The 23,548-nt window shown below is 64.4% G+C and carries 23 protein-coding genes and 1 tRNA gene; 10 read left to right on the forward strand and 14 right to left on the reverse strand.

Translation table 11 applies throughout. The features are described 5' to 3' along the window. Positions 1 to 3 precede the first annotated feature (3 nt). The 3 genes from AC1DIO_RS10290 (at position 4) to AC1DIO_RS10300 (ending at position 2,713) form a co-directional block, all read left to right on the forward strand. The gene (locus tag AC1DIO_RS10290) at positions 4 to 951 is read left to right on the forward strand and encodes an electron transfer flavoprotein subunit alpha/FixB family protein (RefSeq protein ID WP_441505699.1); all 948 of its coding nucleotides are present in this window, start codon (positions 4 to 6) and stop codon (positions 949 to 951) included. Positions 952 to 1,061: 110 nt separating this feature from the next. Next, positions 1,062 to 1,946: a 3-hydroxybutyryl-CoA dehydrogenase gene (locus tag AC1DIO_RS10295; RefSeq protein WP_441505700.1), complete on the forward strand. Its 885-nt coding sequence runs from the start codon at positions 1,062 to 1,064 to the stop codon at positions 1,944 to 1,946. A 209-nt stretch (positions 1,947 to 2,155) separates the two neighbouring features. Beyond that, entirely contained in the window at positions 2,156 to 2,713 is a 558-nt protein-coding gene (locus AC1DIO_RS10300; RefSeq protein WP_069882394.1) for an HNH endonuclease, read from the forward strand. A gap of 15 nt (positions 2,714 to 2,728) precedes the next feature. Here AC1DIO_RS10300 and AC1DIO_RS10305 read toward each other — a convergent pair whose 3' ends face one another. Further along, a complete protein-coding gene (locus AC1DIO_RS10305) occupies positions 2,729 to 3,253 on the reverse strand; it encodes a disulfide bond formation protein B (RefSeq protein ID WP_441505701.1) in 525 nt (174 codons plus the stop codon). 4 nt (positions 3,254 to 3,257) lie between these two features. Further along, positions 3,258 to 3,848, reverse strand: coding sequence for a YqaA family protein (locus AC1DIO_RS10310; RefSeq protein ID WP_441505702.1), 591 nt, complete (start codon positions 3,846 to 3,848; stop codon positions 3,258 to 3,260). A 304-nt stretch (positions 3,849 to 4,152) separates the two neighbouring features. Between AC1DIO_RS10310 and AC1DIO_RS10315 the strand changes: the two genes are divergently transcribed. Then, positions 4,153 to 4,237 (forward strand) — tRNA-Leu (locus AC1DIO_RS10315). Between the two features lie 347 nt (positions 4,238 to 4,584). After that, complete coding sequence (locus AC1DIO_RS10320) at positions 4,585 to 5,553, forward strand: acyltransferase family protein (protein ID WP_476853374.1); 969 nt, start codon at positions 4,585 to 4,587, stop codon at positions 5,551 to 5,553. Positions 5,554 to 5,813: 260 nt separating this feature from the next. Here the strand turns inward: AC1DIO_RS10320 and AC1DIO_RS10325 are convergent, their stop codons facing one another. Next, entirely contained in the window at positions 5,814 to 6,722 is a 909-nt protein-coding gene (locus tag AC1DIO_RS10325) for a diacylglycerol/lipid kinase family protein (RefSeq protein WP_476853375.1), read from the reverse strand. A gap of 1,043 nt (positions 6,723 to 7,765) precedes the next feature. Here AC1DIO_RS10325 and AC1DIO_RS10330 point away from each other — a divergent pair. Continuing rightward, complete coding sequence (locus AC1DIO_RS10330; protein ID WP_441505705.1) at positions 7,766 to 8,509, forward strand: aspartate/glutamate racemase family protein; 744 nt, start codon at positions 7,766 to 7,768, stop codon at positions 8,507 to 8,509. 41 nt (positions 8,510 to 8,550) lie between these two features. Here the strand turns inward: AC1DIO_RS10330 and AC1DIO_RS10335 are convergent, their stop codons facing one another. Continuing rightward, positions 8,551 to 9,030 (reverse strand): DUF2938 domain-containing protein, encoded by a 480-nt coding sequence (locus AC1DIO_RS10335; RefSeq protein WP_441505706.1) that lies wholly within the window; start codon positions 9,028 to 9,030, stop codon positions 8,551 to 8,553. 225 nt (positions 9,031 to 9,255) lie between these two features. Here AC1DIO_RS10335 and AC1DIO_RS10340 point away from each other — a divergent pair, with 225 nt between their 5' ends. After that, positions 9,256 to 10,365: an ROK family protein gene (locus AC1DIO_RS10340; protein ID WP_441493178.1), complete on the forward strand. Its 1,110-nt coding sequence runs from the start codon at positions 9,256 to 9,258 to the stop codon at positions 10,363 to 10,365. Between the two features lie 4 nt (positions 10,366 to 10,369). Here AC1DIO_RS10340 and AC1DIO_RS10345 read toward each other — a convergent pair whose 3' ends face one another. From AC1DIO_RS10345 to AC1DIO_RS10380, 8 genes are all read right to left on the reverse strand, one after another. Beyond that, positions 10,370 to 11,299 carry an alpha/beta hydrolase gene (locus tag AC1DIO_RS10345; protein WP_441505707.1) on the reverse strand — a complete coding sequence of 310 codons (930 nt, stop codon included), beginning with the start codon at positions 11,297 to 11,299 and terminating at the stop codon, positions 10,370 to 10,372. A 163-nt stretch (positions 11,300 to 11,462) separates the two neighbouring features. Continuing rightward, a complete protein-coding gene (soxA, locus tag AC1DIO_RS10350) occupies positions 11,463 to 12,221 on the reverse strand; it encodes a sulfur oxidation c-type cytochrome SoxA (protein WP_441505708.1) in 759 nt (252 codons plus the stop codon). Positions 12,222 to 12,230: 9 nt separating this feature from the next. Beyond that, positions 12,231 to 12,554, reverse strand: a complete 324-nt coding sequence (locus AC1DIO_RS10355; RefSeq protein WP_069878835.1) for a thiosulfate oxidation carrier complex protein SoxZ — start codon at positions 12,552 to 12,554, stop codon at positions 12,231 to 12,233. A 13-nt stretch (positions 12,555 to 12,567) separates the two neighbouring features. Next, positions 12,568 to 13,062 carry a thiosulfate oxidation carrier protein SoxY gene (locus AC1DIO_RS10360; RefSeq protein ID WP_441505709.1) on the reverse strand — a complete coding sequence of 165 codons (495 nt, stop codon included), beginning with the start codon at positions 13,060 to 13,062 and terminating at the stop codon, positions 12,568 to 12,570. Beyond that, positions 13,025 to 13,474: a sulfur oxidation c-type cytochrome SoxX gene (soxX, locus tag AC1DIO_RS10365; RefSeq protein ID WP_476853376.1), complete on the reverse strand. Its 450-nt coding sequence runs from the start codon at positions 13,472 to 13,474 to the stop codon at positions 13,025 to 13,027. Before soxX ends, AC1DIO_RS10360 begins: the two co-directional genes overlap by 38 nt. 10 nt (positions 13,475 to 13,484) lie before the next feature. Next, entirely contained in the window at positions 13,485 to 15,677 is a 2,193-nt protein-coding gene (locus tag AC1DIO_RS10370; protein ID WP_441505711.1) for a xanthine dehydrogenase family protein molybdopterin-binding subunit, read from the reverse strand. Positions 15,678 to 15,801: 124 nt separating this feature from the next. Beyond that, complete coding sequence (locus AC1DIO_RS10375; RefSeq protein WP_441505712.1) at positions 15,802 to 16,269, reverse strand: (2Fe-2S)-binding protein; 468 nt, start codon at positions 16,267 to 16,269, stop codon at positions 15,802 to 15,804. A 95-nt stretch (positions 16,270 to 16,364) separates the two neighbouring features. Further along, a complete protein-coding gene (locus AC1DIO_RS10380) occupies positions 16,365 to 16,514 on the reverse strand; it encodes a hypothetical protein (RefSeq protein WP_441505713.1) in 150 nt (49 codons plus the stop codon). 222 nt (positions 16,515 to 16,736) lie between these two features. Here AC1DIO_RS10380 and AC1DIO_RS10385 point away from each other — a divergent pair, with 222 nt between their 5' ends. Then, the gene (locus AC1DIO_RS10385) at positions 16,737 to 19,355 is read left to right on the forward strand and encodes a DUF3772 domain-containing protein (protein WP_476853377.1); all 2,619 of its coding nucleotides are present in this window, start codon (positions 16,737 to 16,739) and stop codon (positions 19,353 to 19,355) included. 4 nt (positions 19,356 to 19,359) lie between these two features. Beyond that, on the forward strand, positions 19,360 to 19,887 hold the full coding sequence (locus AC1DIO_RS10390; RefSeq protein WP_441492521.1) for a CAP domain-containing protein: 528 nt from the start codon (positions 19,360 to 19,362) through the stop codon (positions 19,885 to 19,887). A gap of 31 nt (positions 19,888 to 19,918) precedes the next feature. On the opposite strand, the gene AC1DIO_RS10395 is transcribed toward AC1DIO_RS10390, so the two are convergent. Then, positions 19,919 to 20,743 carry an OmpA/MotB family protein gene (locus AC1DIO_RS10395; protein ID WP_441492520.1) on the reverse strand — a complete coding sequence of 275 codons (825 nt, stop codon included), beginning with the start codon at positions 20,741 to 20,743 and terminating at the stop codon, positions 19,919 to 19,921. Between the two features lie 14 nt (positions 20,744 to 20,757). Further along, positions 20,758 to 21,528: a motility protein A gene (locus tag AC1DIO_RS10400; protein WP_476853378.1), complete on the reverse strand. Its 771-nt coding sequence runs from the start codon at positions 21,526 to 21,528 to the stop codon at positions 20,758 to 20,760. Positions 21,529 to 21,669: 141 nt separating this feature from the next. On the opposite strand from AC1DIO_RS10400, the gene AC1DIO_RS10405 reads away from it, so the two are divergent. Then, positions 21,670 to 23,487 (forward strand): glucan ABC transporter ATP-binding protein/ permease, encoded by a 1,818-nt coding sequence (locus AC1DIO_RS10405; protein ID WP_441492518.1) that lies wholly within the window; start codon positions 21,670 to 21,672, stop codon positions 23,485 to 23,487. Positions 23,488 to 23,548 lie beyond the last annotated feature (61 nt).

The following is a 23,548-nucleotide window of genomic DNA, read 5'->3' on the forward strand; positions in this document are numbered from 1 at the left end:
ATCATGACGACGCTGCTTCTCGCCAAGCACGACAACAAGAGCCTCAACGAGGCCACCCGCAAGGCCCTGACCGCCGCCAAGGCGCTCGGCGCGCCTGTGCATATCCTGGTCGCCGGTACGGGCTGCAAGGCGGTTGCCGAGGCCGCAGCCAAGCTCGACGGCGTCGAGAAAGTGCTGCTGGCCGACGATGCTGCCTACGAGCACCGGCTTGCCGAACCGCTGTCTGCCCTCATCGTCTCGCTGGCCGGCCCCTACGACGCGATCGTCGCGCCGGGCACCACGACCGGCAAGAATGTGATACCGCGCGTCGCTGCCCTGCTCGATGTGATGCAGATCTCGGAAATCACCAAGGTCGTCTCGCCCGACACCTTCGAACGTCCGATCTATGCCGGCAACGCGATCCAGACCGTGCAGAGCGGCGAGGCCAAGAAGGTGCTCACCGTGCGCGGCGCGTCCTTCCAGGCGACCGGCGACGGCAGCGCGACCGCGCCGATCGAAGCGGTTGCCGCTGCCGAGCACGCCGGCACCTCGAGCTTCAAGGGCGAGGAAGTCGCCAAGTCCGATCGTCCGGAGCTCGCGTCGGCCAAGATCATCATCTCGGGTGGCCGCGCGCTCGCCTCAGCCGAGAATTTCGGCAAGGTAATCGAACCCGTCGCCGACAAGCTCGGAGCCGCCATGGGGGCCTCGCGCGCCGCGGTGGATGCCGGCTATGCCCCGAATGACTGGCAGGTCGGCCAGACCGGCAAGGTCGTGGCGCCCGACCTCTATATCGCCGTCGGCATCTCGGGCGCGATCCAGCATCTCGCCGGCATGAAGGATTCGAAGGTCATCGTCGCCATCAACAAGGACGAGGAAGCCCCGATCTTCCAGATCGCCGATTACGGCCTCGTCGGTGACCTCTTCACCATCATGCCCGAGCTTGCGGCCGAACTCGCCAAGATCGGGCGCTGACCGATCGGCCGCTGACGCCAGCGGCACGAATGTGATATCCGGGCCGCTTGCTCTGGGCGGCCCGCGTCGCTTTCACGATGAAGGCGATCAGACGAAAGATGGATCAGGACATGTCGGACCAGGCGATCAAGACGATCGGCATCATTGGCGCGGGGCAGATGGGCAACGGMATTGCCCATGTCGCGGCCGTCGCTGGCTTCGACATCCGGCTGCACGACCTCGCCGAGGACCGCATCAAGGCCGCTCTGGCGACGATCGACGGCAATATGGCGCGTCAGGTCAGCAAAGGCGCCATGGATGACTCGCTACGGCGCGAAGCCATGGCCAAGATCGTCGCGACGCCGACCCTGGAAGGGCTTGGCGACTGCGACCTGATCATCGAGGCCGCGACCGAAAGCGAGGAGGTCAAGCGCAAGATCTTCACAGCCGTCTGCCCGCATATCAAGCCGGAGACGATGCTTGCGTCCAACACCTCGTCGATCTCGATCACCCGGCTTGCCGCGGCGACCGACCGGCCGGAGCGCTTCATCGGCATCCATTTCATGAACCCCGTGCCGCTGATGCAGCTCGTCGAGCTGATTCGCGGCATCGCCACCGACGACCATACCTTCGAGGCGGCCCGCAGCTTCATCAGCAAGCTGCACAAGACGGTGACGGTCTCGGAGGATTTCCCGGCCTTCATCGTCAACCGCATCCTGCTGCCGATGATCAACGAGGCGGTCTATACGCTCTATGAGGGCGTCGGCTCGGTCGAGGCGATCGACACCGCCATGAAGCTCGGCGCCAATCATCCGATGGGTCCGCTCCAGCTTGCCGACTTTATCGGCCTCGATACCTGCCTCTCCGTGATGCAGGTGCTCCATGATGGCTTGGCGGATTCGAAATATCGCCCCTGCCCGCTGCTGGTAAAATATGTCGAAGCCGGCTGGCTCGGCCGCAAGACCAAGCGCGGTTTCTACGATTATCGCGGGGAAAAGCCGGTCCCTACCCGCTGACCGGCATCCCGACCCGGGCATTAAGCCGGGTATCGCCCCAGAATTCGGAATGGATGGCGTCGGCCGGCTCAAGGCCGGCCACTATGACGCACATCAACTTCGCACTGCGGCATCTTCACATTCCTGTCGTCTCGCGCGTACATTGAGCTGTGAGCAGGATTCGTCCTGCTTCGATCAGCGGAGGTGCGACGGGTTTGACGGCGCATGTGATGCATCCGATGGCCTCTCCGGATGGCTGTCCGGCTCTGGTGCTCAATGCCGATTTTCGGCCGCTGAGCTACTACCCTCTCTCGCTCTGGAGCTGGCAGGACGCCATCAAGGCAGTCTTCATGGACCGGGTGAACATCGTCTCGGAATACGACACGATCGTGCACAGCCCGAGCTTCAACATGAAGCTCCCGTCGGTCGTCTCGCTGAAGACCTATATCAAGCCGTCCCGCACCCCCGCCTTCACCCGCTTCAACGTCTTCCTGCGCGACCGCTTCTCCTGCCAGTACTGCGGCACGCGCGACGAACTCACCTTCGACCATGTCGTGCCGCGCTCGAAGGGCGGCCTGACGACCTGGGACAATGTGGTCGCGGCCTGCTCGCCCTGCAATCTGCGCAAGGGCGACAAGATGCCGACCGTCGTCGGCATGTTGCCTCTGCAAAGGCCCTTCGCGCCGACGGTCAACGACCTGCACCGCAACGGCAAGCTCTTCCCGCCGAACTACCTGCACGAAAGCTGGCTCGACTATCTCTACTGGGATTCCGAACTCGAACCCTGAGATGCTCGGTGCGGATTATCCGCCTTGTTTCGAGGCCTTGATCAGGCCCAGCAGGGCCAGGGCGGCAAGCCCCAGCGAAGCCAGAGCATTCCAGCCCGCCAGGGACAATCCGAGAAACCGCCACGCTGCTTCGCCACAGGACACCACACGCGTGGTCTGAAGCTGCTTCATGAAATCCTGGACGCCTGCGGCAGCCGCCGGGGCACCGCCGCCGCAATCATTCGGCCCGAGGAACCAGCCCCATTCCACACCGGAATGATAGGCGCCGAGCCCGGCGCTCCAGAGCATCAGCACGGCGAAGCCCGCGAGCACCGCCATTTGCAAGGCACGCGAACGAGCGACCACCAGCGCCGCGACGGCAAGCGCCATGGCGGCGTAATGCGGAATGCGCTGCTCGAGGCAGAGCTTGCAGGGCACGAGATGCCAGACGAGCTGCGACCACCATGCTCCGGCGATCAGGGCCGTCGAACCGAGACCGAGGAGCAGGATCAACCGCATCGGGCGCATCAGCATGTCGAGCCGGGAATCGCTGCCGGGCATTGCATCATACCGCCGGGAACAGATGTTTGAAGGCGAAGAAGCCGCCCACGATCCCAACGACCAGGACGATCATCGCCGTGGTGAAATGCTCGTCGAGAATGCGTCGGATCGGGCCGCCGAACCGATTGAGCAACCCGGCCAGAAGATAGAACCGGGCCCCGCGCGTGATGATCGAGAGCACGACAAACCAGAGCAGATCGTATCCGGCAAAGCCCGATGTGATCGTCACCAGCTTGTAGGGAATCGGCGTCAGCCCCTTCAGCAGGATGATCCAGGCACCATACTGCGCATAGGCCGCCCGAAAGGCCTCGACCCCGTCGCCATGGCCGTAGAGCTTGATGATCCACTGACCGAGCGAATCATAAAGCAACGCACCGATCGCGTAACCGAGCAGTCCCCCGAGCACCGAGGTCACTGTGCAGATCCCGGCATAGAACCAGGCTTTCTGGGGCCTGGCGAGCGCCATCGGCACCAGCATCACGTCGGGCGGAATCGGGAAGAAGGAACTTTCCGCGAAGGAGACGGCACCCAGCGCATAGGGTGCGCGCGGGCTGGCGGCGAGCGCCATGGTCCATTCATAGAGGCGTCGAAACATGCTCATGCACCGGTGCGCGCCKCCCGATGAGGGCCGACATGCGGCTGTTCAGTCCTCAGGAGCGGGCGATAGCCGTTCCGCGCGCCTGAGCGAGCAAAGACCATCTTCCGGCGAGCGTTGCCTACCCACCGGGCTGGCTTCGCTATCGAGGCTGTCTAGCCCCGATGGCGTCAGGCTGTCCATCATTCACAGCTCTGCACAATGCCTGCTCACGATCCGTTGACCGCGCGCGCGCCATCGCTATAGTCCGCCGGCCCGTTGAGGGCATGTACCGCGGTCGAAGGACCGGCGGCCTCATGCTTGGGCCCCTGTGGCGGAATTGGTAGACGCGCTCGACTCAAAATCGAGTTCCGCAAGGAGTGCTGGTTCGATCCCGGCCAGGGGCACCATTCATTCTCGATACGCCTGCTCACTGGCGTTTTCGGAAGGCTTTCAAGCCCGGTATTCCCGCCTTGTGGCGCGCCCTGGCCATGTCGCGCGCTTCTTGCGGACGACCTCCCATCAGCACTGCATCGCCACGGAGGCTCTTCTGTCAGCGATCGCCTGCGCGCGGCATCCAGAGTCGGCGAAGCCCGAGCGTCGCGTTGGCCTGCACTGACAAGTGCCCCGATCGGCCGCGATATTGCGATCCGCGTTGTCATGCATCATGAAGGAAGAGGGTGTCTGCATAGGCGGTCGAAACTGCGACGCGGAACAATTTCAACGCGTCATTCGGCGCATCGGGGGCTGCGCCGGGATGATCTACAATCTGCAATTGCTCAGAGGCTTGGCGGCGCTTGGAGTGAGTTTCTACCACAGCRATTTTCAGATCGTCCGCGGCATCTCAACTGAATTCTATGGCGTGTCCATCTTCTTCGCGATCAGCGGTTTCATCATCACCCATGTGACACGCCAGGATAGCACCGGGTTCCTGCTCAAACGCCTTGTCCGTGTGGTGCCTCTCTACTGGATCGCAACTGCGGTTTTCTTCATTTTTACACCCTATACGTGGCCGCACTTGCTCGAGAGCCTTCTCTTCGTTCCGGCCGACAAGCCGCCGGTGCTGCGCGTCGGTTGGACCCTCAACTATGAAATGTTTTTCTACGTGCTGTTTGGTGTCGCGCTCGCGATAAGCAAGAGGTGGGCGCCACTGATCGCTGCGGTTGTGCTACTGCTCTTGCAGGCGGTTCAGCATTTTGCCCCATGCGGGCGGGTCTGCTCGACCTATGGGGGGAGGGTGACCGGCTTCTTCGTGATCGGCATTGCTCTCTACTACGTTTGGCTTGCCGCGCGGCTCTGGATGCCTCCGTTGCGCAGGACAATGAAGGTCGTGTCCGCGATCGTTGCCGGCGGCGTCGTCACGATCTGCGTGGCGTGGCACGAGCCGCCAGCGGCTGTGGCGCTCATCATCGTCACAGCAGTTCTCTTGACCGCACTCTTGGCCGAAGCATCCGGCCTCGCCTGTCGGAATCGGGCCCTGCTTGCGCTCGGCGGCATGTCCTATTCGCTCTACCTGACCCACCTGATGGTGATCGAGCCAATGCGGATCGTAGCCACCAAGCTGCCCTGGCTCGATCAGGCGCAGAGCATTCCGGTCATGCTCGCGTCTGTCGGCATGAGCGTATTGCTGGCCTATGTCGTTTTTCGCTTCATCGAAACGCCGATGCTCGCGGGCTTCCGCGCGTTAATCCAGATACGGCGTCGACCAATCCCAACGCCCCCCTGACTGCTCCAACGCGGCGGTCTCTTATCGCCAGGGCGCCAGGAAGCTCAGGCGACTTGTTGATCGCGAGCACCGCTCGCCCACTCCCCCATAACCAAGGCAGCCCCGACGCGTTTCATTATTGGCCCGCCACTGCGAAGGCACTAGGCGGGCCTCGATCGTGTTGAAAGCGCGAGCTATGGTCCTCTGTGCAGATCGGTTGTCCCTACGGACTGTGACATCGCTGGGCAGGAACGAGGCCCCTGGCCTGAAACCGCGCAAGATCAACGCACAGAAGCTGATCGCGACACACGGATGCTGTTCGCTGCTGTCGATCGGGCCACGCGAACATGGACACATGAGCCTGCGGCACGAATGTCCGCCGGGGGCGGCGGCGCCAGATCGCCATCGATTTGTACATCCGATGTACCACGAATGGAGACATGGTCGGCGCGTCTCATTTCAATGAACGAAAGCGACGAAAACCTATTTGTGGCGATACAGAATGCGGACTTCAACTGCGCGAAACGGCTTCCTTCACGTTGAAGCGCGACAATGAAACCTGATGCCTTTGGCGTGGCATTTTCGCTTATAATGAAGGGCCCTGCGTAGAACCGGCCCTTCATCACCAGCAGTCCCGAAACAAGTTCATCGGGGCCTCCATCGATGCGCACGGAGAATTTTTGGTCTCGATGCACCAGCAGGCACTGTATAGCCGCGATGACGTATGCGAGTTTACCAATTATCTTCTTCGCATCTTTGTTCAGGCGGCGAACAACCGCACCATCGAATCCAACTCCTAGAGTTTGGACGAATACTCGTTCTCGACGCCCCACAGCAGAGTACAGTCCCGGATAGACCGGCACTGAATATCCCTCATTGATGAGGCGAGCGGCTTCCACGATATCAAGCGGGATCCCGAGTTCCTGCGCGAACAAATTCGCAGTGCCGAGTGGCAACACACCGAGTTCGGCACGCGATCCGATCATGCCCGACGCGGCCTCCKATATCGTGCCATCGCCGCCGACTGCCACGATGCAGTCATGCCCATCGTGGGCAGCTTGCCGCGCCAGCCTTTCCGCGTCTCCTGCCATCCTGGTCTCGACGACAGTCGAGTTGGGAAAGAGTTTTGCGAGATCGCAAGCCGAGAACCCACGAGCCCTTCCGGCAACCGGGTTGAACAGAACAAACATAGTTATGACCCGGTATTGGTCCTACCGAACCCGAGATACCGGACACTCCTTCTTCAGGTTTGTGCCCGCACAGCAATGCAATCAATGCCTCGTGGACCTTGATAGCCCGCGATTTGCTCGCGCTCCAGTTACCTGTTCACCGCCTTCTATCAATCGACAGGACTACACTCCATGTGTACGCGCTGGCCGGGTTCGTTATGCGTGCGGCAAGAGACGAGGGCCAGCGGGGTCTTACTGGGTTCCTCGGGCATCGAAGCGGGCACAATAGGTTGAACGGGCCGAGCGACCGGCTTCGGGGCCCGTACAGCGACCGCTGTCAGCTTGGGCGCTGGCCTGGTCACCGTTACCGGCTCACGCACGATCGAATCTGGCTTGTTCGCCTCCGGCGCGGGGTCAGAGAGAACGAGAGGCGCAGTCTGCGGCTTCTCCGCTTGAGCAGACTGCCAGGGTCGCCAACTCCCCAGCCGAGCAAAAGTCTCGACCGTCGGCTTTGTGATCGCTTCGACCGTTGGCATCGCTTGTGGCGAGCAGCCAGCAGCCAGCAAGCCGGCAAGGCTCACGCGACAGACTAAGTTCACCATGCTGGCCCCTTGTCAGACATGTGGCAAAGTTGCGGCATTATGAGCGCGGAATGTAGCCGTTTTGTGCCGCGCAAGGAAAGGCCCCGCACTCGCCTTCGGTCTGCGCGCGCCTGAGCGCCACAGACCGGAGGCCGACCTTGATCCTTACGGTAGGGAGCGCTCTCCCACTATCAACCCACAAACGCCTCTCATCGCCCATTGGTCAGCGCTATTCGCGCTTAGATCGCAACGCGCCACTTTGAGCACCTTGTCCAAGCATCGCCTCCGCCCTCAGGCTCATCGAACGGCGCTCTCGGCCGTGGCGGTCGCCCGCCAGAGGCATCGGGGCCATCGCAGCGCCCACACCGCGCCTCTGCGAAGCGCCCCGTATACATTCATGACTTGGACCTTGTCCGCGCTGGTCGCTTGGCTTGGGGCCTCGAGCTCGCTAAGCCTGAAGCCTGCACCCTGCCCGAGGCTCTCTTGCGTATCCTGCTGATCAATCCCAACACGACCCAGGCGATGACGGATCTCGTCATGCAGGTCGTGGCGCCGCATGCTCCGTCCAATGTCGCCCTGCATCCGGTGACAGGCCGCTTCGGCGCGCAGTATATTTCGAGCCGCAGCGCGGGGGTGATTGCGGCCCATGCCGCCCTCGAGGCCTATGCCGAGCATGGCGCCGGCTGCGACGCGGTCTATCTCGCCTGCTTTGGCGACCCAGGGCTTCACGCCCTGAAGGAGGTCTCTCCCGTTCCGGTCATCGGCATGGCGGAGGCGAGTTGCCTGGCCGCCGCGGCGATGGCGCGGCAGTTCTCGATCGTCACCGGCGGCGAGCGCTGGGGACCGATCCTGCATGAATTCGTCGCCATGATCGGCCTCGACGGCCGGCTTGCCTCGGTTGAAACAGTCACTCCGACGGGGGCCGATATCGCCCGTGATCCCGATGGCTCGATTGCACTGCTCGCCGCAGCCTGCCGCAAGACGGCGGAACGCGACGGCGCCGGAGCCGTCATTCTCGGCGGCGCCGGACTTGCCGGCCTCGCCGCACGCGTCCAGCCACTTCTCGATATTCCGGTGATCTGCTCGGTCCAGACCGGCATGAAAGCGGTCCTGGCCGCTCTCAATGGCGGTACGGCGAAACCGGCAAGCGGCGATCTCGCCTTCCCGGCGCCGGTCGGGAGCGTCGGCCTGTCGCCCGCGCTTACGGCCCTTCTCGCCAGGTCCTGAACCGGGGAAGGTCCTGAACCGGGGAGCTGCCGCCGGCATGCTCAGCGCAGCAGGAGCGCCGAGCAATAGAGCCCCACGCCAAAGACGATATGGCCCGCGATGTTCATGGCGCGGATCTGGCCGGCATTCGGCTTCTTCGACGCCGCGATGCCGGCGCCCATTCCCGGCTGCAGGATGAACCAGCCGCAGCCGACCGTGACGAGACCGACGATCAGAGCAGGCGCGAGGCTCGGATTGCGGGCCCAGTCGAGCCCCCAGATCGCCAGCAGGACCGCCGCGAACAGGATGCCGATCAGGTAATGCGCGATCCAGCCGAGGGCGCGTTCGTTCGCCACCGGCTCGGAGCGTCCAATATCCTCATGCGCCAGTCGACCTTGCGCCAGATGGCCGAACCAGCGCCCGGTCATAGCCCAGTTCGGAGTCGGCAGGCCGAAGGCGCGGTTCAGGAACTGGGCCCAGAGATCGAACAGGATTGTCGCGCCGACACCGATCAGCACCGCGCGCAGAAGAAACTCAAGCATCGCATATCCCCGGAAACCAGCCATGGCGCATCGACCGTCGCGCCTTGGCCGCCATGGAAGGGAAGAGGCCCCGCGAGGTCAATCGCAGGGGGCGGTCTTCCCCGCGCGCGCCGCGCAGGGGCGCCATGCGCTGTTCATCCCAGGAGGCGATATGCCGCCAGCTTACGGAACCCTGGGAGCACCGAGGCCGTTCCCTTCGGGAGTCCACACGGGGGATAGCGGAACATGGCAGCCGAAATGACGACGAAAGCACGCGCGGGCGGTCCTCACGGAGTGGATGACCTGCCTTCGGTTGTCGTCACCAGCTATAATCTGGAGGTTCGCGACGAGGACGGCTTCGTTGGCGACAAGGCTAAACGTGGCGCATTTCTCGAGCATCTCGACGCCCTTCGCGAGCACCTGCGCCGGACCGGCGAAGACCCCATCACGGTCGACTCCGACAAGATCGGCAAGAAGGAGCTCGATGCGCTGCTGGGGGAAGGCGAGCCGCGCGAGGCGGCTCTCATCCTCAGCGCCATCGAACGCTACGCCCAGTCGCTGGCCTTCGTCATTCGCCGCTTCGCCAGGCTGAAGCCCTGGAGCACCGTCGAGCGTATCGTGGTCGGCGGCGGATTCCGCCAGAGCAGGGTCGGCGAGCTTGCGATCGCGCGTGCCGGCATCATCCTGCAGACCGACGGACATAGTATCGACCTTGTGCCGATCCGCCATCATCCCGACGAGGCCGGGCTGGTCGGTAGCGCCCATCTTGCGCCGAAATGGATCTTCGAGGCCTATGACAGCCTCGTCGCCGTCGATATCGGCGGCTCGAATATTCGCGCCGGCATCGTCGAGCTGCGCCAGGACAAGGCGCCTGACCTCGCCAAGGCCAAGGTCTGGCAATCCGAACTCTGGCGCCACGCCGACGAGGAGACCAATCGCGACGACGCAATCAAGCGGCTCGGCAAGATGCTCGATGCCCAGATCAAGCAGGCCGGCAAGGCGGGCCTCCGCGTTGCTCCCTTTATCGGCGTCGGCTGCCCCGGCCTGATCGAACGGGACGGCTCGATCGACCGCGGCGCGCAGAACCTGCCTGGCAACTGGCAAAGCAGCCGGTTCAACCTGGTCGAGAGCATCCGCGAGATGGTCCCCGAGATCGGCGGACACGAGACGACGGTCGTGATGCATAACGACGCCGTCATCCAGGGACTGAGCGAGATGCCGTCAATGCAGGATGTCGAGCATTGGGCGGTGCTGACCATCGGCACCGGCCTTGGCAATGCAAGCTACCAGAACCGGACGAAGCCGAAGGGCCGCGGCAAGGCCAAGAATGGAAAGGCCGACGATAAGAAGGGCTGACCGCTCAGCTCCGCTTTGCCGGCAGCGCCCACATCAGCCCACGCGTGATGATCGCGGGGAAGACAGTGAGATGATCCTCGTCCTGGATGATCTCCGTGGTCAGCTTCAGGCCGGGATAGTTGTGCGAGCGGAGCGCCTTCTCGAATTCCTGCAGGTCGGCGATCATGTCGAGCTTGCCGCTATAGCGCGGCGAGGCCTTGCTGATCGTCTCGAAGGAAGCGATCGCCATCAGCACATCGGCCTTCAGGTCCTTGTTCGTCTCGGCATAGGTGCGCTCGCGCGCAAGCATCACCTTCTGGTCGTACCAGAGCGAAGGGCTGCCGATGATATAATGCGAGAACATCTTCGGCTCGGTCAGCAGGATGTGGACGCCGAGCAGCCCGCCATAGGAATGGCCGGCAAAGATGCTGCGATTGGTGTCGGTGCGATAGGTCGCGGCAACGAAGGGCATCACCTCGTCGGCAAGAAAGCGGCGATAGGGCTCTGCTTCGCCGAAGATCGGTGTCCGGCCGGATTCGTCCTTCGTCTTTTCGCCATTGGGCGTCGGCGTGTAGTCCCGGCGGCGGCTGAACTGCGGCGTGTCGCCGAGCGCGTAGGAGAGACCGACCAGAATGAACTCTTCCAGCCCCTGGCCGCGATTGCCGACCCGGCGGGCAATGCTGCGCACCAGCGGGAAGGCGTAATCGGCATCGGTGACGAACAGCACGGGAAAGCGCCGGCGTGGCGAGGAGTGATAGGAGACCGGCAGGCTGACATAGATCTCGTAGTCGCGCTGCAGCGTCTTGGCATGGATCGTCCGGACCTCAGTGTCCTTCAGAACGAAGGGCGCCGGACTCGACGGGACCGCAACAGCAGCCGGAGGTTCKGGAGCCGGCTGGGCAACGGCAACGCTGGCGAACCCGAGGGCGGCAAGCAGGACAGGCAGGCGAGGCATTCGCCGGATCTCCGACATGAATGTGCCGGGATCGTGACGGTTCCCGGTCGGTCCGCCAAGAGCTAAAGCATCGGCCCGAAAAGTGGATTGCGGTTTTCGGGAAAGCCGATGCAATCACAGATGGTTAGATCATCGGACCGGATACGATATCCGGTCCGATGATCTAACGCCGCATGGCCGGCGTCTCGATCGGCAGGCCGCGCGCACGCCCGGCAAGATAGAGCTCGAGCGCCAGATATTCCGGCGCGCCGTAGTCGAACTGCGTCGCCCGGACGCCGAGCGAGCAGGCGCGCAAGCGCCGATGCAGCGAACCGACGCCGTCCCATTCCAGCCGATAGGCCGGATAGCCGGTCCCCGCGCCATGGCTGATCGTGTCGCCGCGCAACTTCTGGCCAACCAGCCCGTCATGGCATTGCTTGCAGGAGAGGTTGAGCTGCCCCTGGCGGCGCTCGAAGAAGGCCCTGCCCGCGTCGTAGAAAGGTTGTGCCGGACCGCGGGTCTCGACGTCCATCGGCAAGCCCCGCGACAACGAAGCGACATAGGCCGTGAGCGCCAGAAGCTCACCGCTCTCATAGCCGAAGGCCGGCTGCTTCTGCCGCTCCACGCGGCACTGTTCGATGCGCCCCTCGAGATTCAGGAGCTGCCCGGTGCCGGCATCCACCCGCGGATAATGCGTCGCCGCGCCACGCAGGCTCCTCTCCGGCTCGGCATGGCACTGGCTGCAGGCCTGGCTGGCCCCCGGCTTGCGACTGAAAAGTTCCTGACCCTGCTCGACCCAGAACCAGGCCGGGTTTCGCGTCGGATCATCCTGCTGCCGGCGCAGATCGGGCGACAGGAAGGCGCTCCCCGAGGTGATCTCTTCGCCGCCCGCGGCTGTGCCGAGCGTCGCGATCAGGAGTCCCAAGGCCAGCTTCAACCACATCGCCCGGGCTCACGTCACCGTCAGCCTGGCCGTCCGGGTGAAGACCGCTCCGCCGTCCTCGCGCCATTCGAAGACGATGTCGCCCGTCTCGACCGCGCGCGTCGTGAAGGAGACGAAGGGATTGGCCGAGACCCCCGTATACATGTCGAGCCGGAAGATCGGTTCCCCGGAATAGGTCGCCGTCAGCCGGTTCAGGATTTTCCGCGGAACGGTGCCTCCCTTGCCGTCGGATTGGCCGCCGCGATCCATCGGATGCCGCGTCAGAACGCGGATCTCGATGATCTCGCCGGCGCGAGCTTCCGTCGGCATGCTGATGCGGGCGTTGAATGCCATCGGAGATCTCTCCTCATCCGCCGTCGATGCAGGCGCTCAACGTCACGACGACATCGGCATCGCTCATGAGATAGCCCCCCGTGCTGAGCGCAGCGACGACGGTAACCTTCTGCGAGGTCGCCAGCCGCAAAGTGGTCGCGACCTCGGCGCGGCCGGAGCGGGGGCCAAGATGAAACCGCGCCATGTCCGGGAACGGGTTCTTCTCGGCGATAAGATGAATCCAGCGGACATGGTCCGCCTCCGTCATCGGGCTCTCGACCACGATACTCGTATCGACCGAATTGCCGTTCTCGACGAGCGCCGGAATCTCCAGCGTGATCCTGCCGCGCTCCGGCACCGCGCCATCGGTCAGCCGCGCGATCAGCTCCGGCAGCGCCGGCTGCGTCGCAGCCATCGCCACCTTCGGCAGGCTGGCAAGGCCGATCCCGGCCGCAGCACCGACGACGATGTCACGCCGGCTCGGGGCGGACTCAGAATGTCTTGAGAGTGGCGAGATAGGCAACGACATCCTCGATCTCCTGCTCCGACAGAGCCGGCTTGCCACGATAGACCGGGCCGACATCGTGCAAGCCCTCGGTCCGGTAATAGGGCGGCATCACCGTCTCCGGATTGAGCCGCGATGAATCGACCAGCCTCAGCCTGATCTGCCCGGCGTCGAGCCGGGCCCCGATGCCGGCCAGTGGCGGTCCTATCGCACCCTGGAACGGCTCTGCCGGATCCGCCCCCTGATGACAGATCAGGCAATTGCCGCGCTCCCGGTCGCGCAGGATGGCCTGCMCTCGCGCCACATCGCCGACACGCGCGCCGAGAGCCTTTGGAATCGCGTCCCCGACGACGGCGTAGGGCTCCAGCGCCGCGCCCGGCCGGGAGGAAGCCAGTCCTCCGAGCAGGAGGGCTGTGGCGAAGCCGAGGCGCGTCACACGCCGGGTCCTAGGCCTTCCGCAGATCCATGTTCTTCAGCGGGACCGAGCGCACACGCTTGCCGATCGCCGCGAAGATCGCGTTGAACACCGCCGGGGCGGCAACCGCGATCGTCGGTTCGCCGACGCCACCCCAGAAACCGCCGGACGGAACGATCACCGTCTCGACCACCGGCATCTCATCCAGGCGCAGCACGGTGTAGGTGTCGAAATTCTCCTCGACCATGCGCCCGTCCTTGACCGTGCACTCGCCATAGAGCGCCGCCGAAAGGCCATAGACGAAGGAGCCCTCGACCTGGCGCTCGATCTGGGCCGGGTTGACGGCGTGGCCCGGGTCGGTCGCCGCGACGATACGGTGAATCTTCAGCTTGCCCTCTGCGCTGACCGAAACCTCCGCGACCGCCGCGACATAGGAGCCAAAACCCATGGTCTGGCAGATGCCGCGATAGACCCCGGCCGGCAGGGTCTTGCCCCATTCCGCCTTCTCGGCGACCGCATTGAGAACTGCCAGATGCTTGGGATGGTTCTTCATCAGCGCCCGGCGGAATTCGAGCGGGTCCTTGCCCGCCGCATGGGCGAGCTCGTCCATGAAGCATTCGAGATAGATCGTGTTCTGGTTCAGGTTCACGCCGCGCCAGAAGCCGGGCGGCACATGCGGATTGCGCATCGCATGGTCGATCAGCAGATTCGGGATGCCATATCCGATCGAAGCCTCCGGCCCCGGGGGATTGAGGCCCTGGAAGACGGCGGGGTCACGCCCGTTCTGGATGTTCTGCGGGAAGATGCCGGCAACGATCGACTGGCCGGAAATGCGCATGTGCAGCCCGGTCAGATTGCCATCCTTGTCGAGCCCGCCGGTCAGTTTGCACTGCGTCACCGGGTGGTAGCGGCCATGCAGCATGTCCTCCTCGCGCGACCAGACCAGCTTGATCGGCGTGCCGGGAATCTGCTTGGCGATGGCAACCACTTGCCTGACCCAGTCATGCACCGCGCCGCGCCGGCCAAACCCGCCGCCAAGATCGATCTTGTAGGCCTCGCATTTGGCGATCGGCAGTCCCGAGGCTTCGGACGCCGCAGCCAGTGCCGCCTCCCCGTTCTGGGTCGGGGTCCAGACCTCGCAGCGCTCCGGCGTGTAGCGCGCCGTCGCGTTCATCGGCTCCATCGTGGCGTGGTTCTGGAAGGGGTAGGAATAGACCGACTCGACGACACGCGCCGCCTTGGCGATCGCAGCCTTCGCGTCTCCGACCTGGTTACCGATGACGGCTTCGGGCGCATCGAGACCTTCCTTGAGCCAAGCAGCGATGCTCTCGCTCGAGACCTTGGCATTCTCGCCATTGTCCCACTCGATCGGCAGCGCATCGAGTGCCGTCTTCGCCTGCCACCAGGTCTCGGCGACGACGGCGACGGCCGTCTCGCCCACCGGCACGACATGCGTCACACCCGGCATGGCCTTGACCTTGGCAGCGTCGAAACTCTTCACCTTGCCGCCGAAGACCGGGCAGTCCTTGATTGCGGCATTGAGCATGCCGGGCATCTTCAGATCGATGCCGTAGATCTTGGCGCCATTGGTCTTGTCGACCGTGTCGAGCCGCTTCAGCGGCTTGCCGGCAATCGTCCAGTCCTTCGGATCCTTGAGCGGAACATCCTTGGGAGCCTCGAGCTTCGACGCCGCCTCGGCGACCTGCCCATATCGCAGCGAGCGGCCGGAAGCCTTGTGCGTGATGATGCTCTTCTCGGCGGAGCACTCCGCCGCCGGCACGCTCCACTGGTTCGCGGCAGCCCGGATCAGCATCATTCGCGCCGCCGCGCCGCCCTTGCGGACATACTCATGCGATTCCCGGATGCCACGGCTGCCACCCGTCGAAAAATTGCCCCAGACGCGGTTGCGCGCGACGTTCTGGCCCGGCGTCGGATATTCGGTCGTCACCCTGGCCCAGTCGCAGTTMAGTTCCTCGGCGACGAGCTGGGCGAGCCCCGTCAGCGTCCCCTGCCCCATTTCGGAGCGGGCGATGCGGATCACCACCTTGTCGTCGGGATGGACCACCACCCACGCATTGATTTCCTTGACGGCCCCCTGCGCCATCGCCTCGCCAGCGAACGGTATGGCAAAGCCGAAGGTGAAGGCCCCGGCCGCCGCAGCGGAGCCGGCGAGCATGGTGCGGCGGGACAGGGTCGCAGATGTGTCAGCCGAGGCAGAAATCATATCGTTCTCCAGATTCCGTTAGGGAAGCAGGGGAGCAAGGGCACCTGGCCCGTCGCGCTCGACCCTACCCAGGCGAAACGTGAAACATGCGGACCGACGCTCAGCCGGGCCGACGCGAAGAGGCTTAGCCCCGGCCGAGCGTGCCGCTGGCCGCCACATCCAGGATTGCCGCCTTGACCCGCGTATAGGTGCCGCAACGGCAGATATTGGTCATTTCATTGGCGATATCGGCGTCGCTCGGCTTGGGATTGGCCTGGAGGAGCGCAGCAGCGGCCATGATCATACCGCTCTGGCAGTAGCCGCATTGCGGAACATCATGAGCGATCCAGGCTTTCTGCACCGGATGCGATCCATCCGGCGAAAGCCCTTCGATGGTGACGATCTTCTGTTCCGCCGAAACGGCACTCACGGGGAGAGCGCAGGAGCGCGCCGCGACCCCGTCGATATGCACGGTACAGGCACCGCATTGCGCGACGCCGCAGCCATATTTCGTTCCGGTCAGGCCGATCTTTTCGCGTATCACCCAAAGCAGCGGCGTGTCGCCATCGACCGCCACATCCACCACTTTGCCGTTTATGCTCAGCTTCGCCACCGCAACCTCCCGGTTCGATTTCAGAAGAGTGGCGAGAGAGCCAGCGCGCCTCGCCAGGAGTCCACCGTGCCAACGGGCACGCGGACAGATTGTATTTAGATGAGATTGAAATCCAGAAAGCGACCTTGAGCCAATGCCAAAAGTGCGAGCGCCGCGCCCGTATCCCAGACGCTCCGCTCCGGGATGACCTGTACGATCCCAGCAGGATCGACCCAAAAATGCGCAATCAGCCCCCTGATCGCCATGATCACGTCCTGATTATCGACGATCAGGGCAATCCTCGCATTTCGCTGACTGCTCCATTTCTMACATCAATGTGATGAATCAGGCGCCAGTTCGGCATTCCCAGCAACAAGGTGCCGTCCTTGCCCCATCCGACGCATTTTCCGATCTCGCCTTGCCTTACGCAGCTGGAGAGGGCGAGGTGCGGCATCGCGTCGAATCAGCCTGAACGAGCCAGGATCGCCATGACGGCCCGCGCCATACGAGAGGTTTCCATCGCCACGGCGTGGCGCGCCGCACTGGCAGCGCTTGGGCTTCTGGCCATAGCCCTGATCTTTGCCGCACAGAGCTGGGCCCAGGCTCCCGATCCGGCCCCGGCCAGGACGCGTCTCGACGCAGCGCGTGCCGAACTCGCCCAGATCGAGACCCTCTTCGCCAATCCGAATGCGACCGATGCCGAGCTGCAGCGCCACCGGCTCAGGCTGCAGCCTCTGCTCGAACAGCTCCGCCATATCACCGAGGAACAGGCTCCGAAGACCGAGCAGGCCAAGTTGCGCATCGAGCAGCTTGGCCCGAAGCCCGACGCAAAGGCGCCGGCCGAATCCGCCGAAGTCGTCCGAGAGCGCGAAACGCGAGAGAAGGCGTTTGCCGACGCTGACGAGACTTTGAAGATCTCGCGCTCGGCCCTTCTCCAGGCAGAACAGCTTCTGGCCAGCATCGGCGACCGGCGCCGCGACCTCTTCGCCAAGGCCTTGTTCGCGCCGGGGCCCGCCATCGTCAACCCGGAGCTCTGGGGCGCAGCACTGTCGACCTCGCCGGAGGACATGCGCGCGTCCGGCCTGATCTTCGGGGACTGGCTCTCCGTCGTCGTCGAAGCATCCAGCACGGCCCGCGGAGCGCTTGTCGCTGTCGCCCTCCTCGGCGCGATCCTGCTCTACGTCGCCCGTGCACGCTACCTGCCGCGCTTTGCGGAACGGCTCGATCCAACAGGCGATACCAACAGCTTGCGCTGCCTTCACGTCGCGCTCGCCCATATCGTGGCCGGTGCGGCCCCACCGGCGCTCGCAAGCTGGTTGATCTACGCCGCGCTCAAAACTGCGGGCCTCCTGCCGCCACGCATCCAGCCGGTCATCTGGGCGATCGTCGTCGGGCTCGCGATCTTCGCTTTCGTCCAGGCATTGGCCGACGCGCTGTTTGCTCCCAACAAGCCGCAGCGGCGCCTTGTCAGCGTCATGGACTCGACGGCCCGGACCGTGGTCTGGATCGCGGCGTCGCTCGCGCTCGTTGTATCGACCGGCAAGGTGCTCGAGGCCTGGCTCCAGGCCATCGCCGCCAGCCTGGCATCGTCGATTGTCGTCCGCGGCGTGGTTGTGCTCGTCTTCGCGGCGGTCCTGATCGCCGGGCTTTACCAGCTTCGCGACGACAAGGAAGTCGAGGAGGAGGCCTGTCTCGGCCCCTATGTGGCAGTCGATGGCGCCTCGCTCGGGCCGATCCGCATCTTCGGCTGGATCGTCGGCCTCGTCATCGCATTGGCTGCATTGACGGGCTATGTCGTCTTCGCCTCCTTCCTGACCGAGCAGGTGCTCTGGCTCGGCATTCTCGCCTGCCTGTTCGTCCTTGCCTACCAGCTGCTCGATCTCGGCATCAGCGAGCTCTTGACCGGCAACGGACATTTCGCGCTGACCCTGAAGGCCGGCGTCGGCATCCGGGGCTCGGCGCTGCAGAAGATCGCCGTCATCGTCACCGGGCTGCTCAAGCTCGTGCTGATCGTGGTGACGTTGATGCTCGCGCTGGCCCCCTGGGGCCTGGAATCGGTCGATTTCCTGACATCGCTGCGCGCCGCCTTCTTCGGTTTCCAGGTCGGCGGCGTCACGATCTCGCTGTCCTCGATCATCGTCTCCGGGTTGCTCTTCGCGCTCGCCCTGACGGCGACACGCGGCGCCCAGGGCTGGCTTGAAGGCAAGTTCCTGCCGACGACGCAGCTCGATACCGGTTTGCGCAACTCGATCATCACCGCCGCCGGCTATCTCGGCTATGCCGCAGCCGTCGCGCTCTCCGTCTCTGCGCTGGGTCTCAGCCTCGAACGCCTGACCCTCGTCGCCAGCGCCCTCTCCGTCGGTATCGGTTTTGGCCTGCAGTCCGTGGTCTCGAATTTCGTCTCGGGGCTGATCCTGCTGTGGGAGCGCCCGATCCGGGTCGGCGATCAGGTCGTGGTCGGCGACGCGGAAGGCATCGTCAAGCGCATCAATGTCCGCTCGACCGAGATCGCGACCTTCGATCGCTCGACCGTGATCGTGCCGAACTCCAACCTCGTCTCGGGTGTGGTCAGGAACCGGGTGCGCGCCGATCGCACCGGCCGCTCGCTGATCTCGATCACCGTGCCCAGGAGTTTGGACGCGTCCGACGTGCGCACGATGCTCGCCGAGGCCGCCCACTCCCATGGCGACGTGTTACAGAAGCCGCCGCCAACCGTGCAGTTCAAGAAGATCGGCACCTCGACGATGGATTTCGACCTGATCTGCGTCGTCGCGGATGTCGACATCGTCGGCCGCGTCACCAGCGATCTCAACTTCGCCATTCACAAGCGCCTGACCGAAATGGAAGGGCCGGCAGCCGGCGCAGAGCTGCTCGTCAAGGGCCTCGACGGAATCGAACAATCGCTCGGAGACATCGCCGCCGCCGTCGGGCGCKAAACAAAGCCTTCGCATCGCAAGAAAGCCGTAACCACCGCGCGCGCATCAAGGCCCCGCCTCCTCAACGGTGAGACGGGGGAGGAGGAGGAGCCGGAGGAGCAGGTGCGGCGCGAAACCACGCACGCGCCCGAGCCGGCCAAGGATGCGTCCAAGGACGACAGCAAGGAATGATGCGATGCCCAAGCCTTTCCGTGCAGCCGCCGTGGCGCACCGAACCGTGACCTGCCCCGCCCTCGTCGCCGGTGCGCTCGCCGTCTTCGGCATTGCCGGCTGCACCGAGCCTGCCCGGACCAGCCAGCCCGCTTTCTACCGCGATCTCGGCTCGCCCTCGGCCCGGGTCGATGCAAATGAGGCGCGCGCCATGATCTCGGCCTACCGGATGAACCACGGGCTCGGCACGCTGAAACTTGATCCGGCCCTGGTCGAGGCTGCCGAGCAGGAGGCCGGCGCCATGGCCGCGGCCGACAAGCCAGTCCAGGCCGAAGCCGTCAAGGCGCGGCTGGCGCGGGCCGGCCAGCCGGGAGCGGAAGCCAATCTGTCCGCCGGCTATCGGCGGTTGGCCGAAGCTTTCTCGGGCTGGCGCGACTCGCCGCAGCACGACCGTGTCATGAAGACGCCGGGCGCCACCCGCATGGGCATTGCCACCGCCTATGCGCCGGGCTCGAAATATCAGGTCTACTGGGCACTGATCCTCGCCCCCTGAGGCAAGGCTGACGCGCTGAGACGAAGCTGCCTCAGGGTTTCGCGCCGAAGGGCAGCGGCGGTGCATCCGCCTTGAGGACGATCCCGACACGGCGGTTATAGGCGAGATAAGGATTGTCCTTGATCAGCGGCTCGGTGTCGCCCTTGCCGGTGACGGAGGCGAAGCGGTCATCCGGGACACCCGTATTGCTGAGGATCTCGCGGACCGCCGCGGCACGCGCCACGGAGAGCTCCCAGGGATTGCCTTCCGGGGCCGCTCCGGGACGTGGCGCCGCCGTATGGCCCGTGATCGCGATCTTGTTGGACATCCGCCGCAGCGTCGGGGCGACGGCCGCGAGCAGCTTGCGCATGCGCTCGTTCGGCTGCGCCGAGCCCTCGGCAAACATCGCCCGCCCATCCTGATCGACGAGCTGGATATCGATGCCMGCCTCGGAAACCTCCACCAGGATGTTACGCGAGAGCTCGGCGATCTCCGGCATCTCGCGCAGGGCCTGCCGGAGCGAGGCGGCCGCGAGCGCAAAGCCACGGTCATGCGTCGCCGAGACCAGGCCGTCTTCCTTCTGCTGGTTGTGGTTGGGCGCTGTCGTGTCGGACGCATCGCTGAGCGGCCGGATATAGGCGTTCTTGATATGGGTCTTGGTCGGGATGCCGTCGACCTCGACGATGCCGGCGAGCCGCATGTCGGTCTGTGTGCCGAAAGCCTCGCGCATCGAGCCCGCGACGATCTGGAGCTTGTTCTTGTCCTGGCTCGAATAGGCCGCGACCATGACGAAGAACGCCATCAGCAGCGCCATCAGATCGGCGAAGGTCACGAACCAGCCGTGACCGCCATGGCCGCCGCGATTTTTCTTCGCCATCGCTCAGGTTTCCGTCAGGCCGCTTGGGCCATCTCGGCCCGATGATGGTCGGGGAGATAGGCGAGCAGCATTTCGCGCACCAGCGTCGCGCTCTTGGCATCGCGCATCTGCAGGACGCCGTCGATGATCAGCGTGCGCGAGATCTCTTCTTCCTCGAGCTTGATATGCAGCTTGTCGGCGATTGGCAGCGTGAACATGTTCGCGACCATCGCTCCATAGAGCGTCGCGAGCAGCGCCGTCGCCATGGCGGGGCCAAGCTTGGACGGGTCGCTMATATTGGCGAACATCGTCACCATGCCGAGAATCGTGCCGATCATGCCCCAGGCCGGGGCGCAGTCGCCGATGGCGCGATAGACCTTCGAACCCTCGTCGAGCCGCTGCAGGAAGTTGTCGCGGTCACGCTCCATCGTGTCGCGGATGAACTCCTTGTCATAGCCGTCGGCGATGTAGCGCAGGCCCTGGGCCAGGAACGGATCGGAGACCTCGACGTTTTCCAGCGCGACAGGGCCGCTCTTGCGGGCGATCTCGGCGACGCGCGTGATCTCGTCGATCAACTCGCGCGGATGGATCGAGCGCATCGTGAAGGCGAAACGGAAGCCCATCGGAATGCCATGGGCAATCACGGTGAACGGGAAGCGCAGCATGGTCGCGGCCGAGGCACCACCGAAGATGATGATCGCGGCGTGCTTATCCCAATAGGCGGCGAAATTGCCACCATCGATCATGATCAGCGAAATGATTGTCGCGATACCGCCCAGAATGCCGACGCCGGTTGCGATATCCATTTAAGCCATCCTGATCCACGCAGATCCAGCACCCGCGCAGCGCCCTGTCTTGGCAGTCTGGTAACCATAGCGGGAGCGGTTTGAACGAAGCGTTAAGCTTGAGCACTTGCTCAGGCCCGCGGCTCGGATAATGCTCCGCGGATGTCCTTGTTTGCGCTCTATGCCCGCGTCCTCGGCGAACTCGGCCCCGAAAAGCGGCTGGGGCTGATCCTTGCGCTCGCCAATATCCTGCTGGCGGCCGCAGCCTTCGCCGAGCCGATTCTGTTCGGCACGCTGATCGACAGGTTGACCAGCATCCAGAGCTCCGGCCAGCGACCAAACTGGAGCGACATCAATGTCCTGATCGCGGCTTGGGTCGGCTTCGGGCTCTTCAATATCGGAGCCAGCGTTTTCGTCGCCCTCCATGCCGACCGGCTGGCCCATCGCCGCCGCCTCGCCGTGATGGCCGACTATTTCGAGCATGCCCTGACCCTGCCGCTGGCCTACCACACCCAGACTCATTCCGGCCGGGTGCTCAAGGTGATGCTGGAAGGCACCAGCGGCATGTGGGCGCTATGGCTCTCCTTCTTCCGCGAACACTGCGCCAGCTTCGTCGCGCTCTTCATCCTGCTGCCCTTCACCCTCTGGAAGAACTGGCAGCTCGGGCTGCTGCTGATCAGCCTCGTCGTGCTCTTTGGCACGCTGACGGCCTTCGTGCTGCGCAAGACCGAAAAGCTCCAGAGCAATGTCGAAGGTTACCACTCCAACCTTGCCGAACGCGCCTCGGACGCGCTCGGCAATGTCCCGGTGATCCAGAGCTTCACCCGCATCGAAGCGGAGGTACGCGGCCTGCGCTCCACCATCGCCAGCCTGCTGGAGGCGCAGCTTCCGGTGCTGTCCTGGTGGGCGATCGCGACGGTGGCAACCCGCGCCTCGGCAACGCTCACCGTGCTGGCGATCTTCGTCGTCGGCACCTGGCTCCTGATGATGGGGCAGACAACCGTCGGTGAAATCGTCACCTTCATGGGCTTCGCCACCATGCTGGTCGGCCGGCTTGAGCAGATCGTCTCCTTCGTGAACTTCATCTTCATGCAGGCGCCGAAGATGCGCGAATTCTTCGGGGTGCTCGACACCATGCCGGCCGTGCGCGATCTCCCGGGCGCGCCCGATGTCGGCCGCCTCGAGGGCCGCATCACCTTCGATGACGTTTCGTTCTCCTATGACGGCAAGCGCGCGGCGGTCGCCGACGTGTCCTTCGCCGTCGAGCCCGGCGAGACCATCGCCATTGTCGGCTCGACCGGCTCCGGCAAGTCGACCACGCTCGGCCTGCTGCACCGCGCCTTCGATCCGCAATCCGGCCGTATCCTCGCCGATGGCAGTGATATTCGGGACATCTCGCTGCTCAGCCTGCGCCGCAATATCGGCGTCGTCTTTCAGGAGCCGATGCTCTTCGCTCGCTCGATCCGCGAGAATCTCACCGTCGGCAAGCCCGACGCGACCGATGCCGAGATGCTTGAGGCGCTCGACCGGGCCCAGGCGACCGAAGTCATGGCGCGCCAGACCGACGGGCTCGACACCCTGGTTGGCGAACGCGGCCGCACGCTGTCTGGCGGCGAGCGCCAGCGCCTTTCGATCGCGCGCGCGCTCCTCAAGAACCCACCGATCCTGATTCTCGACGAAGCCACCTCCGCGCTCGACGCTGCCACGGAAGTGAAGCTCCAGAAGGCGCTCGACGAGGTGATGAAGGGCCGCACGACTTTCGTCATTGCGCACCGCCTGGCCACCATCCGCAACGCCAACCGGATTCTCGTTTTCGAGCAGGGCCGCGTCATCGAGATGGGCTCCTTCGACGAACTCGTCGCCAGGGGCGGACGCTTCGCCGCGCTCGCGCGGGCGCAGTATCTCGTCACCGACAAGCCGGTCGCGATGCTGGCAGAGGACGCGGTCAGCCCGCTCGCCCAGAAGCTCGCCGCCGATTGACCGCGTGCTGCACCGGACGGCCTTGGATCATCGGCTGTGCCGAAAACCGCAATCCATTGTT

This window comes from Allobosea sp. 05T439 (genome assembly GCF_056396005.1).